16 protein-coding genes are annotated in these 14,041 nt (G+C 60.6%); 1 reads left to right on the top strand and 15 read right to left on the bottom strand.

The window, feature by feature from the left end; genetic code table 11:
• Window positions 1-106 precede the first annotated feature (106 nt).
• The 12 genes from AB4Z15_RS17065 to AB4Z15_RS17010 form a co-directional block, all read right to left on the bottom strand.
• The gene (locus tag AB4Z15_RS17065; protein WP_442002734.1) at window positions 107-850 is read right to left on the bottom strand and encodes an SDR family oxidoreductase; all 744 of its coding nucleotides are present in this window, start codon (window positions 848-850) and stop codon (window positions 107-109) included.
• An 89-nt stretch (window positions 851-939) separates the two neighbouring features.
• On the bottom strand, window positions 940-1,836 hold the full coding sequence (locus AB4Z15_RS17060) for an RNA polymerase sigma-70 factor (RefSeq protein ID WP_442002733.1): 897 nt from the start codon (window positions 1,834-1,836) through the stop codon (window positions 940-942).
• Window positions 1,837-1,952: 116 nt separating this feature from the next.
• Window positions 1,953-3,686, bottom strand: coding sequence for an FAD-dependent oxidoreductase (locus AB4Z15_RS17055; RefSeq protein WP_442002732.1), 1,734 nt, complete (start codon window positions 3,684-3,686; stop codon window positions 1,953-1,955).
• 241 nt (window positions 3,687-3,927) lie between these two features.
• Complete coding sequence (locus AB4Z15_RS17050; RefSeq protein WP_442018232.1) at window positions 3,928-4,086, bottom strand: hypothetical protein; 159 nt, start codon at window positions 4,084-4,086, stop codon at window positions 3,928-3,930.
• Window positions 4,087-4,169: 83 nt separating this feature from the next.
• A complete protein-coding gene (locus AB4Z15_RS17045; protein ID WP_442018231.1) occupies window positions 4,170-5,009 on the bottom strand; it encodes a sulfurtransferase in 840 nt (279 codons plus the stop codon).
• Window positions 5,010-5,069: 60 nt separating this feature from the next.
• Window positions 5,070-6,746, bottom strand: a complete 1,677-nt coding sequence (mctP, locus tag AB4Z15_RS17040) for a monocarboxylate uptake permease MctP (RefSeq protein ID WP_442018230.1) — start codon at window positions 6,744-6,746, stop codon at window positions 5,070-5,072.
• A complete protein-coding gene (locus tag AB4Z15_RS17035; RefSeq protein ID WP_442002729.1) occupies window positions 6,743-7,042 on the bottom strand; it encodes a DUF3311 domain-containing protein in 300 nt (99 codons plus the stop codon). The genes mctP and AB4Z15_RS17035 overlap by 4 nt, the downstream gene beginning before the upstream one ends.
• Before the next feature lie 236 nt (window positions 7,043-7,278).
• A complete protein-coding gene (locus AB4Z15_RS17030; RefSeq protein WP_442018229.1) occupies window positions 7,279-7,812 on the bottom strand; it encodes a hypothetical protein in 534 nt (177 codons plus the stop codon).
• Window positions 7,813-7,855: 43 nt separating this feature from the next.
• Complete coding sequence (locus tag AB4Z15_RS17025) at window positions 7,856-8,656, bottom strand: peptidase M56 family protein (protein ID WP_442018228.1); 801 nt, start codon at window positions 8,654-8,656, stop codon at window positions 7,856-7,858.
• Window positions 8,653-9,261, bottom strand: coding sequence for an RNA polymerase sigma factor (locus AB4Z15_RS17020; protein ID WP_442018227.1), 609 nt, complete (start codon window positions 9,259-9,261; stop codon window positions 8,653-8,655). Before AB4Z15_RS17020 ends, AB4Z15_RS17025 begins: the two co-directional genes overlap by 4 nt.
• A 136-nt stretch (window positions 9,262-9,397) precedes the next feature.
• The gene (locus AB4Z15_RS17015; protein WP_442018226.1) at window positions 9,398-10,414 is read right to left on the bottom strand and encodes a CU044_5270 family protein; all 1,017 of its coding nucleotides are present in this window, start codon (window positions 10,412-10,414) and stop codon (window positions 9,398-9,400) included.
• On the bottom strand, window positions 10,380-10,976 hold the full coding sequence (locus AB4Z15_RS17010; protein WP_442018225.1) for an RNA polymerase sigma factor: 597 nt from the start codon (window positions 10,974-10,976) through the stop codon (window positions 10,380-10,382). The genes AB4Z15_RS17015 and AB4Z15_RS17010 overlap by 35 nt, the downstream gene beginning before the upstream one ends.
• A 186-nt stretch (window positions 10,977-11,162) precedes the next feature.
• Here AB4Z15_RS17010 and AB4Z15_RS17005 point away from each other — a divergent pair, with 186 nt between their 5' ends.
• Window positions 11,163-11,531 (top strand): nuclear transport factor 2 family protein, encoded by a 369-nt coding sequence (locus AB4Z15_RS17005; RefSeq protein ID WP_442018224.1) that lies wholly within the window; start codon window positions 11,163-11,165, stop codon window positions 11,529-11,531.
• A 403-nt stretch (window positions 11,532-11,934) separates the two neighbouring features.
• On the opposite strand, the gene AB4Z15_RS17000 is transcribed toward AB4Z15_RS17005, so the two are convergent.
• The 3 genes from AB4Z15_RS17000 to AB4Z15_RS16990 all read right to left on the bottom strand — a co-directional run bounded on the left by AB4Z15_RS17000 (window position 11,935) and on the right by AB4Z15_RS16990 (window position 13,994).
• Entirely contained in the window at window positions 11,935-12,486 is a 552-nt protein-coding gene (locus tag AB4Z15_RS17000; RefSeq protein ID WP_442018223.1) for a hypothetical protein, read from the bottom strand.
• 99 nt (window positions 12,487-12,585) lie between these two features.
• Window positions 12,586-13,191, bottom strand: coding sequence for a TetR/AcrR family transcriptional regulator (locus tag AB4Z15_RS16995; protein ID WP_442018222.1), 606 nt, complete (start codon window positions 13,189-13,191; stop codon window positions 12,586-12,588).
• A gap of 44 nt (window positions 13,192-13,235) precedes the next feature.
• A complete protein-coding gene (locus AB4Z15_RS16990) occupies window positions 13,236-13,994 on the bottom strand; it encodes a MerR family transcriptional regulator (protein WP_442018221.1) in 759 nt (252 codons plus the stop codon).
• Window positions 13,995-14,041: the final 47 nt, after the last annotated feature.

Raw genomic sequence — 14,041 nt, 5'->3', positions numbered from 1 at the left:
TCTTTCCTTCCGATAAGTGGGCGTGAAGGGATGCAGTGACATCCGTCCACCAGGTATGACCGGGTACCAACACAATCTGTGACAGGCTGAGCAAAGACAGGCCGTGCTAGGACGTCACGTTCAGCCACTCTTTGAGGGTGATGTCCCCGATCCGGGATTCACCCACGGGAACGATGCTCGTCTCTTCGATCGGTATGCCGAAGTAGCCGGCCTGGGTGTCAACAACCACTGGGCGGGGATCATTGTGGGCCTCGAGAACCCGGCCTACGAATTCATTAATTCCTGCGCGCTCAGGACCCGCCATTTCCAGGACGCCGTCGATCGCTGGCGAGACGGCCGTCTCCGCCACGATGCGGGCAACGTCGGCAGCAGCCATCGGCTGCATCAGGTAATTTGTCGCATAAATGGAGCCGTCGCGCATTCCTGCATTGGCGATGATCGGGATGAACTCGAAGAATTGAGTTGCCCGCAGAATGGTGTACGGCACTCCGCCATCTCTAACAGCCTTCTCCTGCGCGGCTTTTCCGGCGAAGTAGCCGACGTCGATACGATCGGTTCCAACGACCGACAGAGCCACATGATGCCGCACGCCGGCCCTTTTCCCGGCAGCGAGAAGATTGCGGGATGAAGTGGAGAAGAAGGGAACGACTACCTTCTCGTCGAAATCGGACGTGTTCGTCAAGTCGACAACGACGTCCGCCCCCACCATCGCCTCATCCAATCCATGGCCGGTCACCGAATCCACCCCGGTGGAGGGGGACGCCGCTTTCGCCTCATGACCCTGACTGCTGAGGATCTCCACAACTTGCTTGCCGATCAGGCCAGTGCCGCCGATTACAACGATCTTCATGATGATCTTTCCCTCCGATGTTGGCGTAGCGGAATGTAGAGCCATTCCGTCCACCAGCTATGACCGGATACCGGATCAATCTGTGACAGTCAGCCCCCAACCCTCGTCACGCCGGAGAGTTTGTCTGGATTCATCGTCCACAACAGCCGATCAATACCGTCGGCAGACGCAGTGAGGGTCACCACCGCAAACACCACCCCGTCCCGGGCCAGGCGTGCGGAGGGCCGGCCGTTGGCCATGAAAGCCTGGGTATCGACACCAAGCCAGAAACGCGACGCGAACGCCTGGTAGTACTTCGCGACCCGTTCCCGTCCGACAACAGGGAACTTCGAAGCCCGAACCTTCCCACCGCCGTCGGAGTAACTGACGACGTCGGCGGCGAACAGCGCCTCCAGCGCGGCCAGGTTGCCGGTTCGCGCAGCGGCCAGGAATGCCTCCAGCAGTTGCCGTTGCTCGGTCACGCTCACCTGAGCACGTTTCTCCTCTGCAAGGTGTTTGCGCGCGCGGCTGACCAACTGGCGGGCATTGCCTTCCGTCTGTTGGATGACCTCGGCGATCTGCTCGTACGGGTAGTCGAATGCCTGCCGCAGCACGTAGGCTGCACGTTCGGTTGGCGACAACTTTTCCAGTATCAGCAACACCGCAAACTCGAGCGCTTCACCACGCAAGGCGCCCAGTTCGGGGTCGGCGCTTGTGTCCACCGGCTCGGGCAGCCAGGGACCCACATACGTCTCACGACGGACACGTGCCGACTGCCCGACATTGATGGCGAGACGGGTGGCGGTAGTCGCCAGGAATGCCGGCGCATGCCGAACCAGGCTGCGATCGCATGTCTGCCATCGGACCCACGTCTCCTGGACGATGTCTTCGGCCTCGCTGACACTTCCGAGCATGCGGTAGGCGATCCCGAACAATCGAGGACGGACTTCCGCGAAAATAGTCGATGCCGTTTCCAATTCGGCCGCTGACCCCGTGTCGGCATCCATGCGCCCAATGTTACTGCTCGAAGGATTGGACGCTGGCCGTGGAAGCCTGAGCTTGGGTGACCTACGACGGCGGGCGAATCTGGCGGTAAATTGGTATTCCAATTCTTACCCGCCACTCACTCGACGAGTTTGTCAGCGGTCGTGACCGGTCGACGCATGTGCTTCGCAATCTCCTGCGATACAGGTGCGATGGCTTCGTGCTCGATGCCACGAGCAGGAGACCAGACGAGATTCACCTGCAAGCTTGAATCAAGATCCGGATAGTCGCTGCGGTTATGACAGCCTCGTGTTTCACGGCGTTCACGGGCAGCTTCGAGCGTCGCACGGGCGGCAAGAGCGGCTGCCTTCAAGTCGAAAGCGTGTGCAAGATCCTGATATCCGGCAATGTCGGGATGCACGCCCACGTCGATGATGCGGGCCTCAATGTCGTCGAGCTCCGCCAGGCCCTGCTTAAGACCTTCTTCGTTGCGCACAACACCCGCATGCTCGGTCATGGTGTCCCGGATGGCCCGCTGAAGTACGCGGACGTTCTCGTGTCCCTTGGCGTTGAGCAGCTCAGCTATCTCTTGCCGGGCTTCATCCACCGCTTTCGCTGACCGGACGTGTGCTGTGAGGGATCCCGAATACTCAGCGGCGGCTTTGCCGACGATCCTGCCGAAGACCAGGAGCTCGATCAGCGAGTTGCCTCCCAAACGGTTGGCGCCATGCAGGCCGCTTGAGGCTTCCCCGATTGCGTAGAGACCCGCGACATCCGTGCTGTGATCGTCGGGACGGACCCAGACGCCGCCCATGGAGTAATGCGCTGTCGGTGCGATTTCCATGGGCGTCGTCGTGATGTCGAGCATCTGCAATTCGAGCATGGTCTGATAAACACGCGGCAGGCGACGCATGATCGTCTCCCGAGGCAGATGTGAAACGTCCAGCCACACGCCACCATTGGCCGTGCCGCGCCCGTCTTGAATCTCTGTATAACAAGCCAAAGCCACCCGATCTCTGGTGGAGAGCTCCATGCGCTCTGGATCGTATTTGGCCATGAATCGTTCGCCGAGGGCATTGGTGAGGATACCGCCCTCGCCGCGCGCGGCTTCCGAAATGAGCGTTCCTGCGGCGTTCTCTGGCTCAAGAATGCCTGAGGGATGGAACTGGACCAGCTCGGGGTCGCGGATGCGGCCGCCTGCGAGCACTGCCAGGCGGAAGGAATCACCAGTGTTCTCGTCCCGCCGGCTGGACGTGCGTCGCCAGATGCGGGTATGCCCTCCGGCAGCGAGCACCACGGCGTCGGCATGGATCCGGTAGCGCGTCCCGTCCGAGAGCCGGAAGCCGTAGGCACCGAAGACTCGGCCCTCGGTGACGAGGATGCGCGTGATGTAAACATCGTCCAATATTGGAATGTCGAGCTCCGCGGCGCGACTCACAAGCGTGCGCTGAATTTCGAGCCCTGTGTAGTCGCCACTGAAAGCTGTCCGGCGGAACGTATGAGCGCCGAAGAAACGCTGGCTGATCCGCCCGTCTTCCTCGCGGGCGAACGGCATGCCGTAACGTTCCAGGTCGCTGATTCCCTGCGCGGCACCCTTGGTGACAATCTCCACGATCTCAGGGTTCGCAAGATCGTAGCTCTCCAGGATTGTGTCTGCGGCATGCTGCTGCCAACTGTCATCCGCATCCATCGTGCCGAGAGCGGCGTTGATGCCTCCCGCCGCGAGCGAAGTGTGGGCGTCGCTTCTGGGCCTTTTGCCGACAGCGAGCACATCCACACCCAACTCGGCCAACTCGATGGCGGCGCGGAGTCCGGCGCCTCCCGTGCCAATGACGAGCACCGACGTCGACACGAGCAGTTCCTGAGGCTTCATCACTACATTCCATTCACTCGGGATATCTGAAGTTAAGATTCCTTGAGGCGCGCGCCGGTATCTCATCTTGGATTTCGTTGGCGCAGCAAGTCCTCCGGTCTCGTTACTGACTAAGACCGGACAGCCCTCGGATTTGTGACAGAAGAAACGACGGCCAGGGCTGCGCGTACCCGCGCGAATGGTATTGGTCGATCAGGGCGGGCACTCCGGAACACCCGTATTCCGCAATTGCGCAGCGGCGTCAGCTGTCCTCGGCCCGTGCTGCCCTCTTCAACTCAGCGATCCTCAGCCGTAAGAAGATGATGGCCAAGACCAGGGCGTACACGGCCATGACGGACACCGCGATCACGAAGACCGCGTAAAGGATCCCGAGGATTCCGAAGGCTGGACTCAAATTCACTACTACCCCCAATAGTTGTTGAGCCCCAATGCTACGCAAGCCACCAGCGATTCCCACGGAGGCTGGAAGGCGTAGGTCCGTTGTCAGCCAAGCTCGGCTCGGCGGTGAGGCTCGGCTCCGTACTCTGACCAACCGCCTGCGTAGAGACGGCCGCGGCCGAGTCCTGCATGCTCCAGGGCGAGAAGGTTGTGGCAGGCCGTGACGCCCGATCCACAGTAAGAGACGACGGCGCTCGCATCTTCGATCCCAACCTTCGCAAACGCTCGTCGGACCTCGGCGATCGGGCGCAGGCGTCCATCAGGGGCGAGGTTTCCACGGCACGGGACGTTCACTGCGCCGGGGATGTGTCCGGCTTGGGGGTCGGTGGGCAGTTGGAGGCTTCCGTCGAAGCGGTCGGCATTGCGGGCGTCGACGATGATCCCGGCAACCCCTGCCGTGATGTCCCCAAGCTGGGCGAGATGCTCCTCCGGCCACGGAGACGGCGTGAAGGTCGCGGGCGTCGGCGTCACGGGCTTCGTCTCCAGCGGTCCCGTCCACGCGGCAATCCCGCCGTCGAGCAACGCCGCCCGGTGCCCGAGCGCACGCAGCATCCACACGAGCCGCGCGGCGATGACTCCTCCGGCGTCGTCATAGGCGACGACGGTCGTGTCGTCACCTATTCCCAAGGAGGACATTCCCTGTGCGAACACCTCATAGTCGGGAAGCGGGTTCAGCCCGTGTGGTCCCGAACTCCCAGACAGCCATGAATCCAGGTCCACAAACACCGCATCCGGAAGGTGCCCGCCGTCGTAGGCTGCACGGCCCGACGCGCCGTCGAGGTACCACCGAACATCAGCGGTAACAACGTTGCTTCGGTGCGCCGTAAGCCAGGCGGCATCAACAAAGGGCAGAAGGTCCTCTTGGGTTATCAGACTGTCATCCATACAGTCCAGGCTAAAGGATGTGTCCATTATACGAGCAAAAACGTCTCATTATGCGGAACCTTAGCTGAGCGGGTATTCGCGCTGGAGCTTGGCGACTTTGGGGTCGTTCTCGTCCGCTCCGTAGTCGGAGTTTCGCGTAATGTCCTTTCCATCGGGGAGCTTCATCGCACGGAAGAGCAGCGACAGGATAACGGCAACTATCAGGTTGATCGCGAAGGCCACTACGGCGATGTAGACCTGCACGTTGGTGCCGGGGATGGCGGCGATGGAGCCACCGAAATTGGCCTTTGTCGCCGGATTCACCACGTTGTAAGCTGCAACGGTTCCGTAGATGATTCCGGCTACCCAGCCTCCGAAGAGCGCCCAGCGATGGAACCAGCGGGTGTAGAGTCCTGCCACGATCGCCGGGAATGTCTGCAGGATCCAGATACCGCCGAGAAGCTGCATGTTGATTGCGGCAGACTGGTCCATCGCGATGACGAAGATCAGTGCTCCGAACTTCACCACGAGCGACGCGATCTTGGAGACCCTCGCTTCCTGCCGCGGGTCGGCGTCGGGCTTTATGAGGTCGCGGTAGATGTTGCGGGTAAACAAGTTGGCAGCTGCGATCGACATGATGGCTGCTGGAACCAGGGCACCGATCGCGATGGCGGCCAAGGCGATCCCTGCAAACCATGCGGGGAAGTTGTCCAAGAACAACTGCGGAACCACCAGTTGCGGATTTATGGCACCGTTGAGGTCAACGGGCTTGGTGCCAGCAGCGATGGCTGCGTAGCCCAGGAGGGCAAGGAATCCCAGCATCAGCGAGTACAAGGGCAGCACTGCCGCATTCTTGCGGATCGTGTTCCTGCTCTTGGTCGCCAGGACCCCCGTCACCGAGTGCGGGTACATGAACAGCGCCATCGCCGAGCCAAGAGCGAGTGTCCAATACGCCGAGTAGCTAGCAGCGCCTGGGATAAAGATGCCGGCCGGTTTGCCTGTAGCGGGACTAACGGCGTCGAGTTTCGTCTGGGCGGCGCCAAAGATGTTGTCCCAGCCCCCGAACTTGATCGGCATATAGATCACCGCGACGATGACGGCCAGATAGATCAAAAGATCCTTCACGACGGCGATAAGCGCCGGTGCCCGCAGGCCCGAGGTGTACGTGTAGGCGGCCAGGACCACGAAAGCGATGATCAGCGGCAAGTCTGTCAACAGTGCATTCTCGGCGCTGCCGAGGCCTAGCACCGTGAGCACGGCTTTGATGCCAACCAATTGCAGCGCGATGTACGGCATGGTCGCGACAATGCCGGTAAGTGCCACGGCAACGGTCAGTGCCCTGCTGCCATAGCGCCCGCCAACGAAGTCCGCCGGCGTTACGAACCCGTGCCGGTGCGAGACCGACCACAGCCGGCTCATCAGCAGGAATACGATCGGGTAAAGCACGATCGTATATGGCACCGCGAAGAAGCCGCTCACTGCTCCCGTTGCCCACATTGCCGCCGGGACTGCCACGAACGTGTAGGCCGTGTAGAGGTCGCCACCGAGGAGGAACCACGTCACCCACGTTCCAAAACCACGGCCACCCAGCCCCCATTCATCGAGGCTGTGCAAACCGGTCTCTCTGTCCGCACGCCACCGTGCAGCGAAGAAACCCAAAACCGCCACGAGAATAAAGAGAGCGACGACGATGGCGAGTGCGATGCCGTTGACGGGACGATCGCCTGTGGTCTCTACCGGTACGGCGAGCGCGTTCATTGTTCCTGCTCCTCGGCTTGTTCCTGCGCCTCGGAGCGTGTGCCCCGGACGGCCGCGCGGCGGCGGCGGTCCTCCTTGGTAACCAGCCAGTAGGAGACCCCGACCAGGCCTGCGGTGATCGGGACCCAGAGCATTTGGTACCAGTAGAAGAACGGCATACCGGCCAGCCGTGGCTTATCCATTGCGTACGCCGGGACGAACAAGGGAACCAGAACGGAGATGGCTAGCAGGATTCCGGCCACAATATACGGACCGGGCCTTGCTGGCCCGCGAGTCGGCAGATCGGGAGTTGACATCGACGCCTCCTTATAGAGACGGCCCCCGGATCGGGATGGGCTTCCCGGGGTGTGCCGGTGGCCTGATGGGCGCTAAACATACCCATAAACACAGAATAGATTCTGGACTAATTCTTTGATAGATAAGGCTCCTTATTTTCGTCTGTCTGGTGCGAAAATCGCGGCTCCGGGCCGTTGAGTTCAGGCCTTAGGGGGTGGCGCGGGATTTATCGGTAGTCCAATACGTATGGGCTGATTCAGTGAAAGGGAAGTTCTGAGCCCTGGGGGAAAGACAGCACTCCCTGTGCGGGGGTCATGGTGAACCATTCGTCGCCCTGCTTGGTGGCAAAAATGATGACTCTTTCAGCAGTGTCCAGTGGGTCGCCATCCGGGTAGGACCCTCCTGCAGTGCAGGTCGGGGGCATGGAGGTGATGCGCATGTTCCCGTGTCCGGGATTCCCTTTGAGTAACTGCTCGACTTCCACAAGGTGGGTGGTGGCCTCCTGACCATAAATCGTGGTCCCTCCTGCCCGTCTTACAGACTTTCCGATGAGCACCAGGCCGGCTTTGTCGTATTGGTCCTGAGGGGTCGCAAACCGGACCCAGTCCACGCACGCAAAGGGTCCACCACTTGGAACGGGGCTACTGGTAGAAGCGGGAATCGAGCTAGTGGCCTTCGTCGTGGGCTCAGTAATTACCGGATCGACCGCCAACTTGTTGCCGCACGATGTCAGCAGCATGGTGAGAAAAAGGGGCAGGATCAGGCATCGCCATAACCGAACGGGTTTCATTGTGCTCCCTCAAAGGTGGATGCTGACCGAGCGACTAATCGGTTCATCCGGGCGGGGCGCTTCGCGTTGGGTAGGAGGGTATTCCCCCGCCGGAGCCGGAGGCCATGAAGACGCCGATTTGGGTTTCTCCATCGCTTCTGAAGACGGGGATCTCGCGCGGAGGGCGAGGGGTGTTGAAGTTCTTGAGGGCGTCTTCAGGGCTGGTCGGCATGGGGCCGTCGTATAGGTCGCTGGCGTAGGCGTAACCGGATTGCCCGTTCGTGGCCATCACAGCGATCAAGTCGGGGGTTCCGTTCTCCTGGCTTTCGACGCCGTAGGTTTCGCCCTTCGCATTGATGCCCAGGGGTGTTCGTTCCTGCTTCACATACTCGGCGGTGAGCTGCCAGCGGGCCTCGGGGTCGGCCTTGATCGTGATGCTGTCCTGGCCAGGAGTGAGTGCAATGGTGTAGCCGCTCCAGCCCATCCGGTCGCTTGCGGCATCCACATCTGAGCAGCTGCTCGAGGCACCGTCGGGAAACTCAAACCGGCCAGGGGTCAGGCACCTAAGTTCCATTTGAATCCCCGTGGTTCCCTCGGGCGGAGTGCCCAGCTCAACGGTTGCTGTGCCGGCGTAGGTTGTGGTCACAGGTGAAGCCAAGGGGGTCACTTTCTCGCTTCCAGGGATGAAGAAGAGTCCCGCTGCCGCCGCTCCAATGCCAAGCAGTCCCGCACCGGCCAGAGCGCCGGTACCAAGCCACACCCTGGTGCGCCTCCGCTTAGCAGACAGCGTTTCCTTCTTGACCTGGGAGACGAGTTCCGCCCGCAGGGCGTCACTGAAGTGATCGTCGACGTGGAGCTGCTTCATGGCCGTTCTCCTTCCAAGACCGGGGTTGGAGCCGTGGGCGTGTTTGTTGATGCATCACCGTTGAGGGCTGCTCTGAGCCGCTGACGGGCTCGGTGCATCCTTGATTTCGCTGCAGCAGGGGTCAGATGCAGGACAGTGGCGGCGGCAACGATGGTGTACTCCTCGAAAACGACCAGCGTGACCAGGTGCAGATCCTCGGGCGTCAGTGTCGCAAGAGCGTGGGCAAGGTCATGGTCAAGGTTGTCCTGGTAAGAGCGGTAAGAATCTGACGTTGGGTCCGTCAGGTCGCCGCTGCGGGGAAGGGCTTTCAGGAGGCGTTGGTAGCGCAACGCTGTCCGGGCGCTGTTACGTGACATGTTCGTCGTCGTGACCAGCAACCACGGAAGGACCGATCCTTCCACGACCCGGACCTGCTTTCGCCGCCGCCAGAGCTCAAGAAAGGAGGCAGCCATGATGTCTTCAGCCTCGTGGTGATTCCCGCAGAGCCGGTGCGCATGGCGGAAGACCCGGTCCCGATGCAGGTCATACAAGGCGCCAAAGGCATCGCCATGGCCCAGAAGACTCTGGTGCCACAACCCCTCTTCGCTGTCTGTGTTGTTCCCCATGCCCTTTAGTGTCCGGCAATGCCCAAAAGGTTTCACCGAATCAGAAAAAGTTAAAGAAGACCGGCACACGGTGCCGGTCTTCTTCTCTCGTTACTCTGGTCTCGCTGCCATCATCCATGAGGGAACAGGCGGAGCGTTACGGTGCGGTCTCCGAAATGGTCGTTTCGATCGCGGTCCAAGTCGTAGCTGTTCCCGCAGGAATAGATCCCCGGGGTTCGGTCAGCACTTCACGTTCGCCGATCAACAGACCTGTCTTGGGGTCGATGATGATGTCTTGACGGCGGTTGGAAGCTGTCTCCACTCGCCCGATGGCGATGCCTTTTCTTCCATCGAGCGTGGCTTGCTCGTCGGTGACGGTCACCCCTGGGATGAGCGCTGCAGACTTGTACAGTGCAGCGCGGAGATCGGCAGGGACTATGCCCGTCCTGAGCAGGTCGGCGATGAACACCAGCGCCTCGCCATCCTTGGACTGGCCCTTGCCGTTTGTTTGCCGCTGGATTTCAGCCAGGAGGGCGTTTGGATCGCGTGGGAAGGTGGCCAGGGCATCCTGCGATGGAAAGCTGGACTGCTCAGGTGGGGTGCCGTAGAAGCCTCCGTTATTGCCCCGGAGCACGTACGCTTCGGCAGGTTCCAGACTGGAGGCGTATTCTTTCGATTCCTCATCAAAGAACGTTGTGGGGATTCTTCCTGATCTTTCCCAGACCCACTCCTCCTCGCGGATGGCTGGGATGTACATGGCGCTCTTTTCAGTGTCCAGCCACTCATACTCGCTGCCATCTGCCGTAACCGCGGCACTACCCCACATATTGGTGCTTTGGATCTTCAAGTACTGTCCAGGGCCCGGTACAAGGTCTGCTGTCTGGATGGTTGTCTCGGCAGCGGCGTTGAGCACCTCCGCGGCCTGCGCGGTGGCTGCTCCCCGCAGTGGGCCGGGCCCAAAGACGTCGCCACTGACCAGGAGGCCAGCGACTAAAGCCGTTGCCGCTGAAACAAGCCCCCACCTCATTGCCATGCGGCGACGCGGGTTCTTCTGAAGCTTTACCGCGTGGGGATCAATACCTTGCAGTAACTTGGTCCGACCCCTGTCGATAGCCGCATCGGTGGCAATGGGAGTCCTGTCACGCATTTCGCGCAGGAGTGATAGCTCGTCCATGCTCAATCTCCTCTTCATCCATGTTCAGCAGGCCGGCGGCACCTCGAATGATGCGCCGCGCCCTGTTAAGCCGTGACCGGACAGTGCCAACGGGAACGCCGGTTGCCAGTGCTATGCCCTCGTAAGTCAGGTCAGCCCACGCATAGAGCAGCAAGCATTCCCGATCTGCTGTCGAAAGCGTCCTGATCGCTGCGGCCAGATTGGAAGACTTCACGGCTGCGTCCAGCCGCTCAGCCACACGATCGGCACCGTCCTCGTAGCTGTCTCTGCCTGCAGCTTTCGCGAAGGCTCTTAGCCGCCTTGCTTCAGTGCGGTGATGCCGGCGGAGAAGATTGGTCGCGATGCCGAATAGCCATGGCCTGGCATCATCCCACTCGTAATCAAAAGCCTCCCGGCTTTCATAGGCGACCAAGAACGTTTGCGACATGACGTCTTCAGCTACTGAGTCACCTGCCCGGGTAGCCGCGTAGCGGTACACCGCCCGCGAATACTTGTCATAAAGCGCAGCGAAGGCCTGCGGGTCCTTGCTGGAGCGGCGAATCAAGTCGCTATCGGTAGTCACAAACTGTATTGCCCCTTGGCAGGAAAAGAGTTCACGGCAGTCTAGGTCGAAACCGCACCATCGTCGGACGACTCGATAAGTGGCACGGCAAAAACCCGATAAGTGGCAAGGAAAGACGACCGTTTCTTGATTAGTTCTCGGCACTGTCAGTTCCCAACGCCAGCCATTGACTGACACACTCAATGAATGCTCACTCAGGACGAGGTGCTCAAAGCTGCTGTAGAAAGGGCCGACGCCCTTGCGCGACGTGACGGAGAATCTTTGATTCGTCTGCTGCACCCCAAGTTTTGCTGGATCTCGCATCAAGGCGAGCGGTTCGACCGCGATACCTACGTTCGATCAAACATCGGCGGTCAGAACAATTGGCACTCGCAAACCCTCGAACAGCCCACGATCACGATCTTCTGTACAACAGCTGTCTTGACCTGCATCGCTATCGACGATGTGTCCACAACGGCCGGCCGGAGGCAAAATCGCATGCCCATGACCCAAGTCTGGATCCGGGAAGAGGGCAGTCTGCTACTGGTCGCCGGACATGCAGGTCCGCTTCTCTAGCCACGCCCAGGGTTAACTATGTTCCGGGTTTAAACGGCATCTTCATCGAGCTCAGGATATGCGCCAAAAAAGGACGGTGCTGGGACGAACATCTGTTGAAGGTTCCTGTTCCACTCGATAACCCAGTGTGGTACGAATGAGACGAGGGCAAGCAACCCCCTTGCAACTTAGGGTTTGTCGGAATATTTGGAAAGGTAAGGACTGAAATGCTCATACTCGGAGTTGTTCTACTAATCCTTGGTTATATCTTCAACATTGGAATCCTGATAACTATTGGGTGGATTGTGGCTGTTATCGGCCTCATCCTCTTGGTGCTCGGTGCAATCGGACGCCCTCTTGCCGGAAGACGGTACTGGTACTAATCGCGGCCCGAGCCGCTACAGGGCATCCAGCCCCGTTCCCGCTACTCGACGACGGACATCGGCAAGCCGCCCCCATGTACTGACGCCGTGATGCTGTCGAGCTGCCAGCCATCCGCGGATGCCCGGAAAAGTGCCGTCTGCGGCAGCGAGTAGCCGGACGGGACGTTGCTTGGTCCATTCGCTGCCGAGGCCTGGTGTTCCTCGGTCAATTCCTTGAAATGGACGCTGGCTTCTGAGCCGGCCACCTCGATTGACTCCACCGTGATCGTCGTCGAAAAGTCCGTGTACCAGAAACCCATCGACTTGAAGCCGGCCTTTGACCTCGCCACCACCGGAAGGTCCCTCTCGCGCTTCGCCCGGTAGGCTGCCGTCGACTGCGCGTCGCTGAGATGCGGCTCCGGGGGAACGTCCAGGGCAGTGCCGTTGCGGTCCTCAACGGCAGTCTGGATGATGGCCGAAAGCTCAGAGGACGACGGGCTGGGCACAGCTGTTGCGGGAGACCCGACCGTGCGCGGCCCGGCAACAGGCTGGCATCCGGAAAGGGCAAACCCAAGCAGCACCGCGGTAGCCGCCAACGAGCGTCGATAAGTCATCGTGGTCCCCTTGCCGGATGTCCTCACAGCCTGCCCGGAAGGCCCCAGCCAGTCAACTAGAGCCGGATGGCGGGCGTAGAAGGGTCAGGTCGCGCTTCATCAGTGTCGGCCGTCGTGACGCGAAGGAGCGAAAGCGATCTGCTCCGTGCGGGCAATGCCTCGCTCGATGGCAGCCTTGTCTATACCCAGGAGCGTGGTGAGCCACATGCCGTTTTGCACGACGACGATGTCTGCTGCGCGCTCCTTACTCTCATCGGCGGAAAGCTCGGGTTTGGCATTCCCTATGAGTGTGGCTAGCCCGTCCAGATACCGGTCGAACGCCGCCGCGTTGATCCGTGCAAAGTCCTCATGGGCCTGGGCGAGCGCCCACAGGTGGAGGCGGAGGGACAGGTACGGCGTGGTCAGGAGATCGGGGTCCGCAACGCGCCGAAGTGACTCTCGGAGTTGCTCCTCAGGGGTTGAGGCCGGCTCCGGCTCCACCAGTATGAGGTCGTGCTCTTCAATCCGGTGAAGTACCGCACGGATCAAGCTCGACTTGTCTTCGTAGTAGTAGTTCACGAGCCCCAAGGCGACGCCGGCTTCACGCGCGACGGCCCGCATATTGATGCCCGAAATGCCATGGCGGGACAGCAGTTCCAGGGCCGCTTCGAGAATGCGAGTCTGCCGGTCAACCTGTTCGCTGGACTTTACGGTGCTAGTACCCATTCGGCCAGACTATTGCCAAACCCCGGTCAACGCATCCCGGCTGCCTACAGGTTCTCCTCCGCGTAAACCCGCAGGGCATCCCGAACGAACGTGGCTCCTGACTCCCCGCCATAGTTCGCGGCAAATCGGGGGTCCGCAACGTACATCTCGCCGACGCCTGTGACATAACCCTTCACGTCTCCGCCAGGTGCCGCCGTCGGGGTTCCAGGGATTCCGCGGAGCCATTCGACGTGGCGCCTTGCCAGTTCCTGTGCTTCAGCGCTATCGGGCGTAATTCCGGACGTCGCAGCGGAGATCCAGTCGCTCCCCAGTTTCCGTGAACGTTCCTTCCATTGCTGTTTTTCTTCGGCGCTCATGCCGCGCCACCACGCGTCACTCGTGGCGTAAGCGTCCTTGCCCCAGCGCTCCTCTACTTCGTCCTTGTACTGCGTGTGGTCGAAGCCATCAAACATGTCCTGTGCCATGTACTTTCCATCCCCTTTCAATGTGTCAATGGTTTGCCGTACCGACGCGATCTGTCGCGCCAGACGGTCCTGCTCTTGCCCAAGCCATTCCAGGTGGCCGCTCAACGCCTTGACGGTGTCGGTCTCCCGGGCAAGCACGTCGGCAATTGCAGGCAAACCCAGTCCAAGCTCCCTGAGCAGGAGGATCCGCTGGAGCTGCACCAAGGCCGGACCGTCGTAATAGCGGTAGCCGTTATGACCGGTCCGGCTTGGCTTGAGCAGCCCAATGTCGTCGTAGTGACGCAGCGTGCGGCTGGTGGTCCCTGCCATCTTGGCGATTTCCTGGATCGACCAGTCCATGAGTCCTCCGTCCTGGCCCTCTCGTTCCTGGCTTGTCCTTTGACAGT

It is taken from the genome of Paenarthrobacter sp. 2TAF44 (assembly GCF_052114885.1).
GTDB lineage: Bacteria > Actinomycetota > Actinomycetes > Actinomycetales > Micrococcaceae > Arthrobacter.
This window is presented reverse-complemented; position numbering and strand designations above follow the sequence as displayed.

What these genes read in the sequence shown, in the direction of transcription:
- AB4Z15_RS17015 (WP_442018226.1), bottom strand. Translation starts at nt 10,414, where the DNA reads ATGGACGAGCTATCACTCCTGCGCGAAATGCGTGACAGGACTCCCATT.
- AB4Z15_RS17055 (WP_442002732.1), bottom strand. Translation starts at nt 3,686, where the DNA reads ATGAAGCCTCAGGAACTGCTCGTGTCGACGTCGGTGCTCGTCATTGGC.
- AB4Z15_RS17025 (WP_442018228.1), bottom strand. Translation starts at nt 8,656, where the DNA reads ATGAAGCAGCTCCACGTCGACGATCACTTCAGTGACGCCCTGCGGGCG.
- AB4Z15_RS17060 (WP_442002733.1), bottom strand. Translation starts at nt 1,836, where the DNA reads ATGGATGCCGACACGGGGTCAGCGGCCGAATTGGAAACGGCATCGACT.
- AB4Z15_RS17030 (WP_442018229.1), bottom strand. Translation starts at nt 7,812, where the DNA reads ATGAAACCCGTTCGGTTATGGCGATGCCTGATCCTGCCCCTTTTTCTC.
- AB4Z15_RS17065 (WP_442002734.1), bottom strand. Translation starts at nt 850, where the DNA reads ATGAAGATCGTTGTAATCGGCGGCACTGGCCTGATCGGCAAGCAAGTT.
- AB4Z15_RS16995 (WP_442018222.1), bottom strand. Translation starts at nt 13,191, where the DNA reads ATGGGTACTAGCACCGTAAAGTCCAGCGAACAGGTTGACCGGCAGACT.
- mctP (WP_442018230.1), bottom strand. Translation starts at nt 6,746, where the DNA reads ATGAACGCGCTCGCCGTACCGGTAGAGACCACAGGCGATCGTCCCGTC.
- AB4Z15_RS17005 (WP_442018224.1), top strand. Translation starts at nt 11,163, where the DNA reads ATGCTCACTCAGGACGAGGTGCTCAAAGCTGCTGTAGAAAGGGCCGAC.
- AB4Z15_RS17045 (WP_442018231.1), bottom strand. Translation starts at nt 5,009, where the DNA reads ATGGATGACAGTCTGATAACCCAAGAGGACCTTCTGCCCTTTGTTGAT.
- AB4Z15_RS17000 (WP_442018223.1), bottom strand. Translation starts at nt 12,486, where the DNA reads ATGACTTATCGACGCTCGTTGGCGGCTACCGCGGTGCTGCTTGGGTTT.
- AB4Z15_RS16990 (WP_442018221.1), bottom strand. Translation starts at nt 13,994, where the DNA reads ATGGACTGGTCGATCCAGGAAATCGCCAAGATGGCAGGGACCACCAGC.
- AB4Z15_RS17035 (WP_442002729.1), bottom strand. Translation starts at nt 7,042, where the DNA reads ATGTCAACTCCCGATCTGCCGACTCGCGGGCCAGCAAGGCCCGGTCCG.
- AB4Z15_RS17020 (WP_442018227.1), bottom strand. Translation starts at nt 9,261, where the DNA reads ATGGGGAACAACACAGACAGCGAAGAGGGGTTGTGGCACCAGAGTCTT.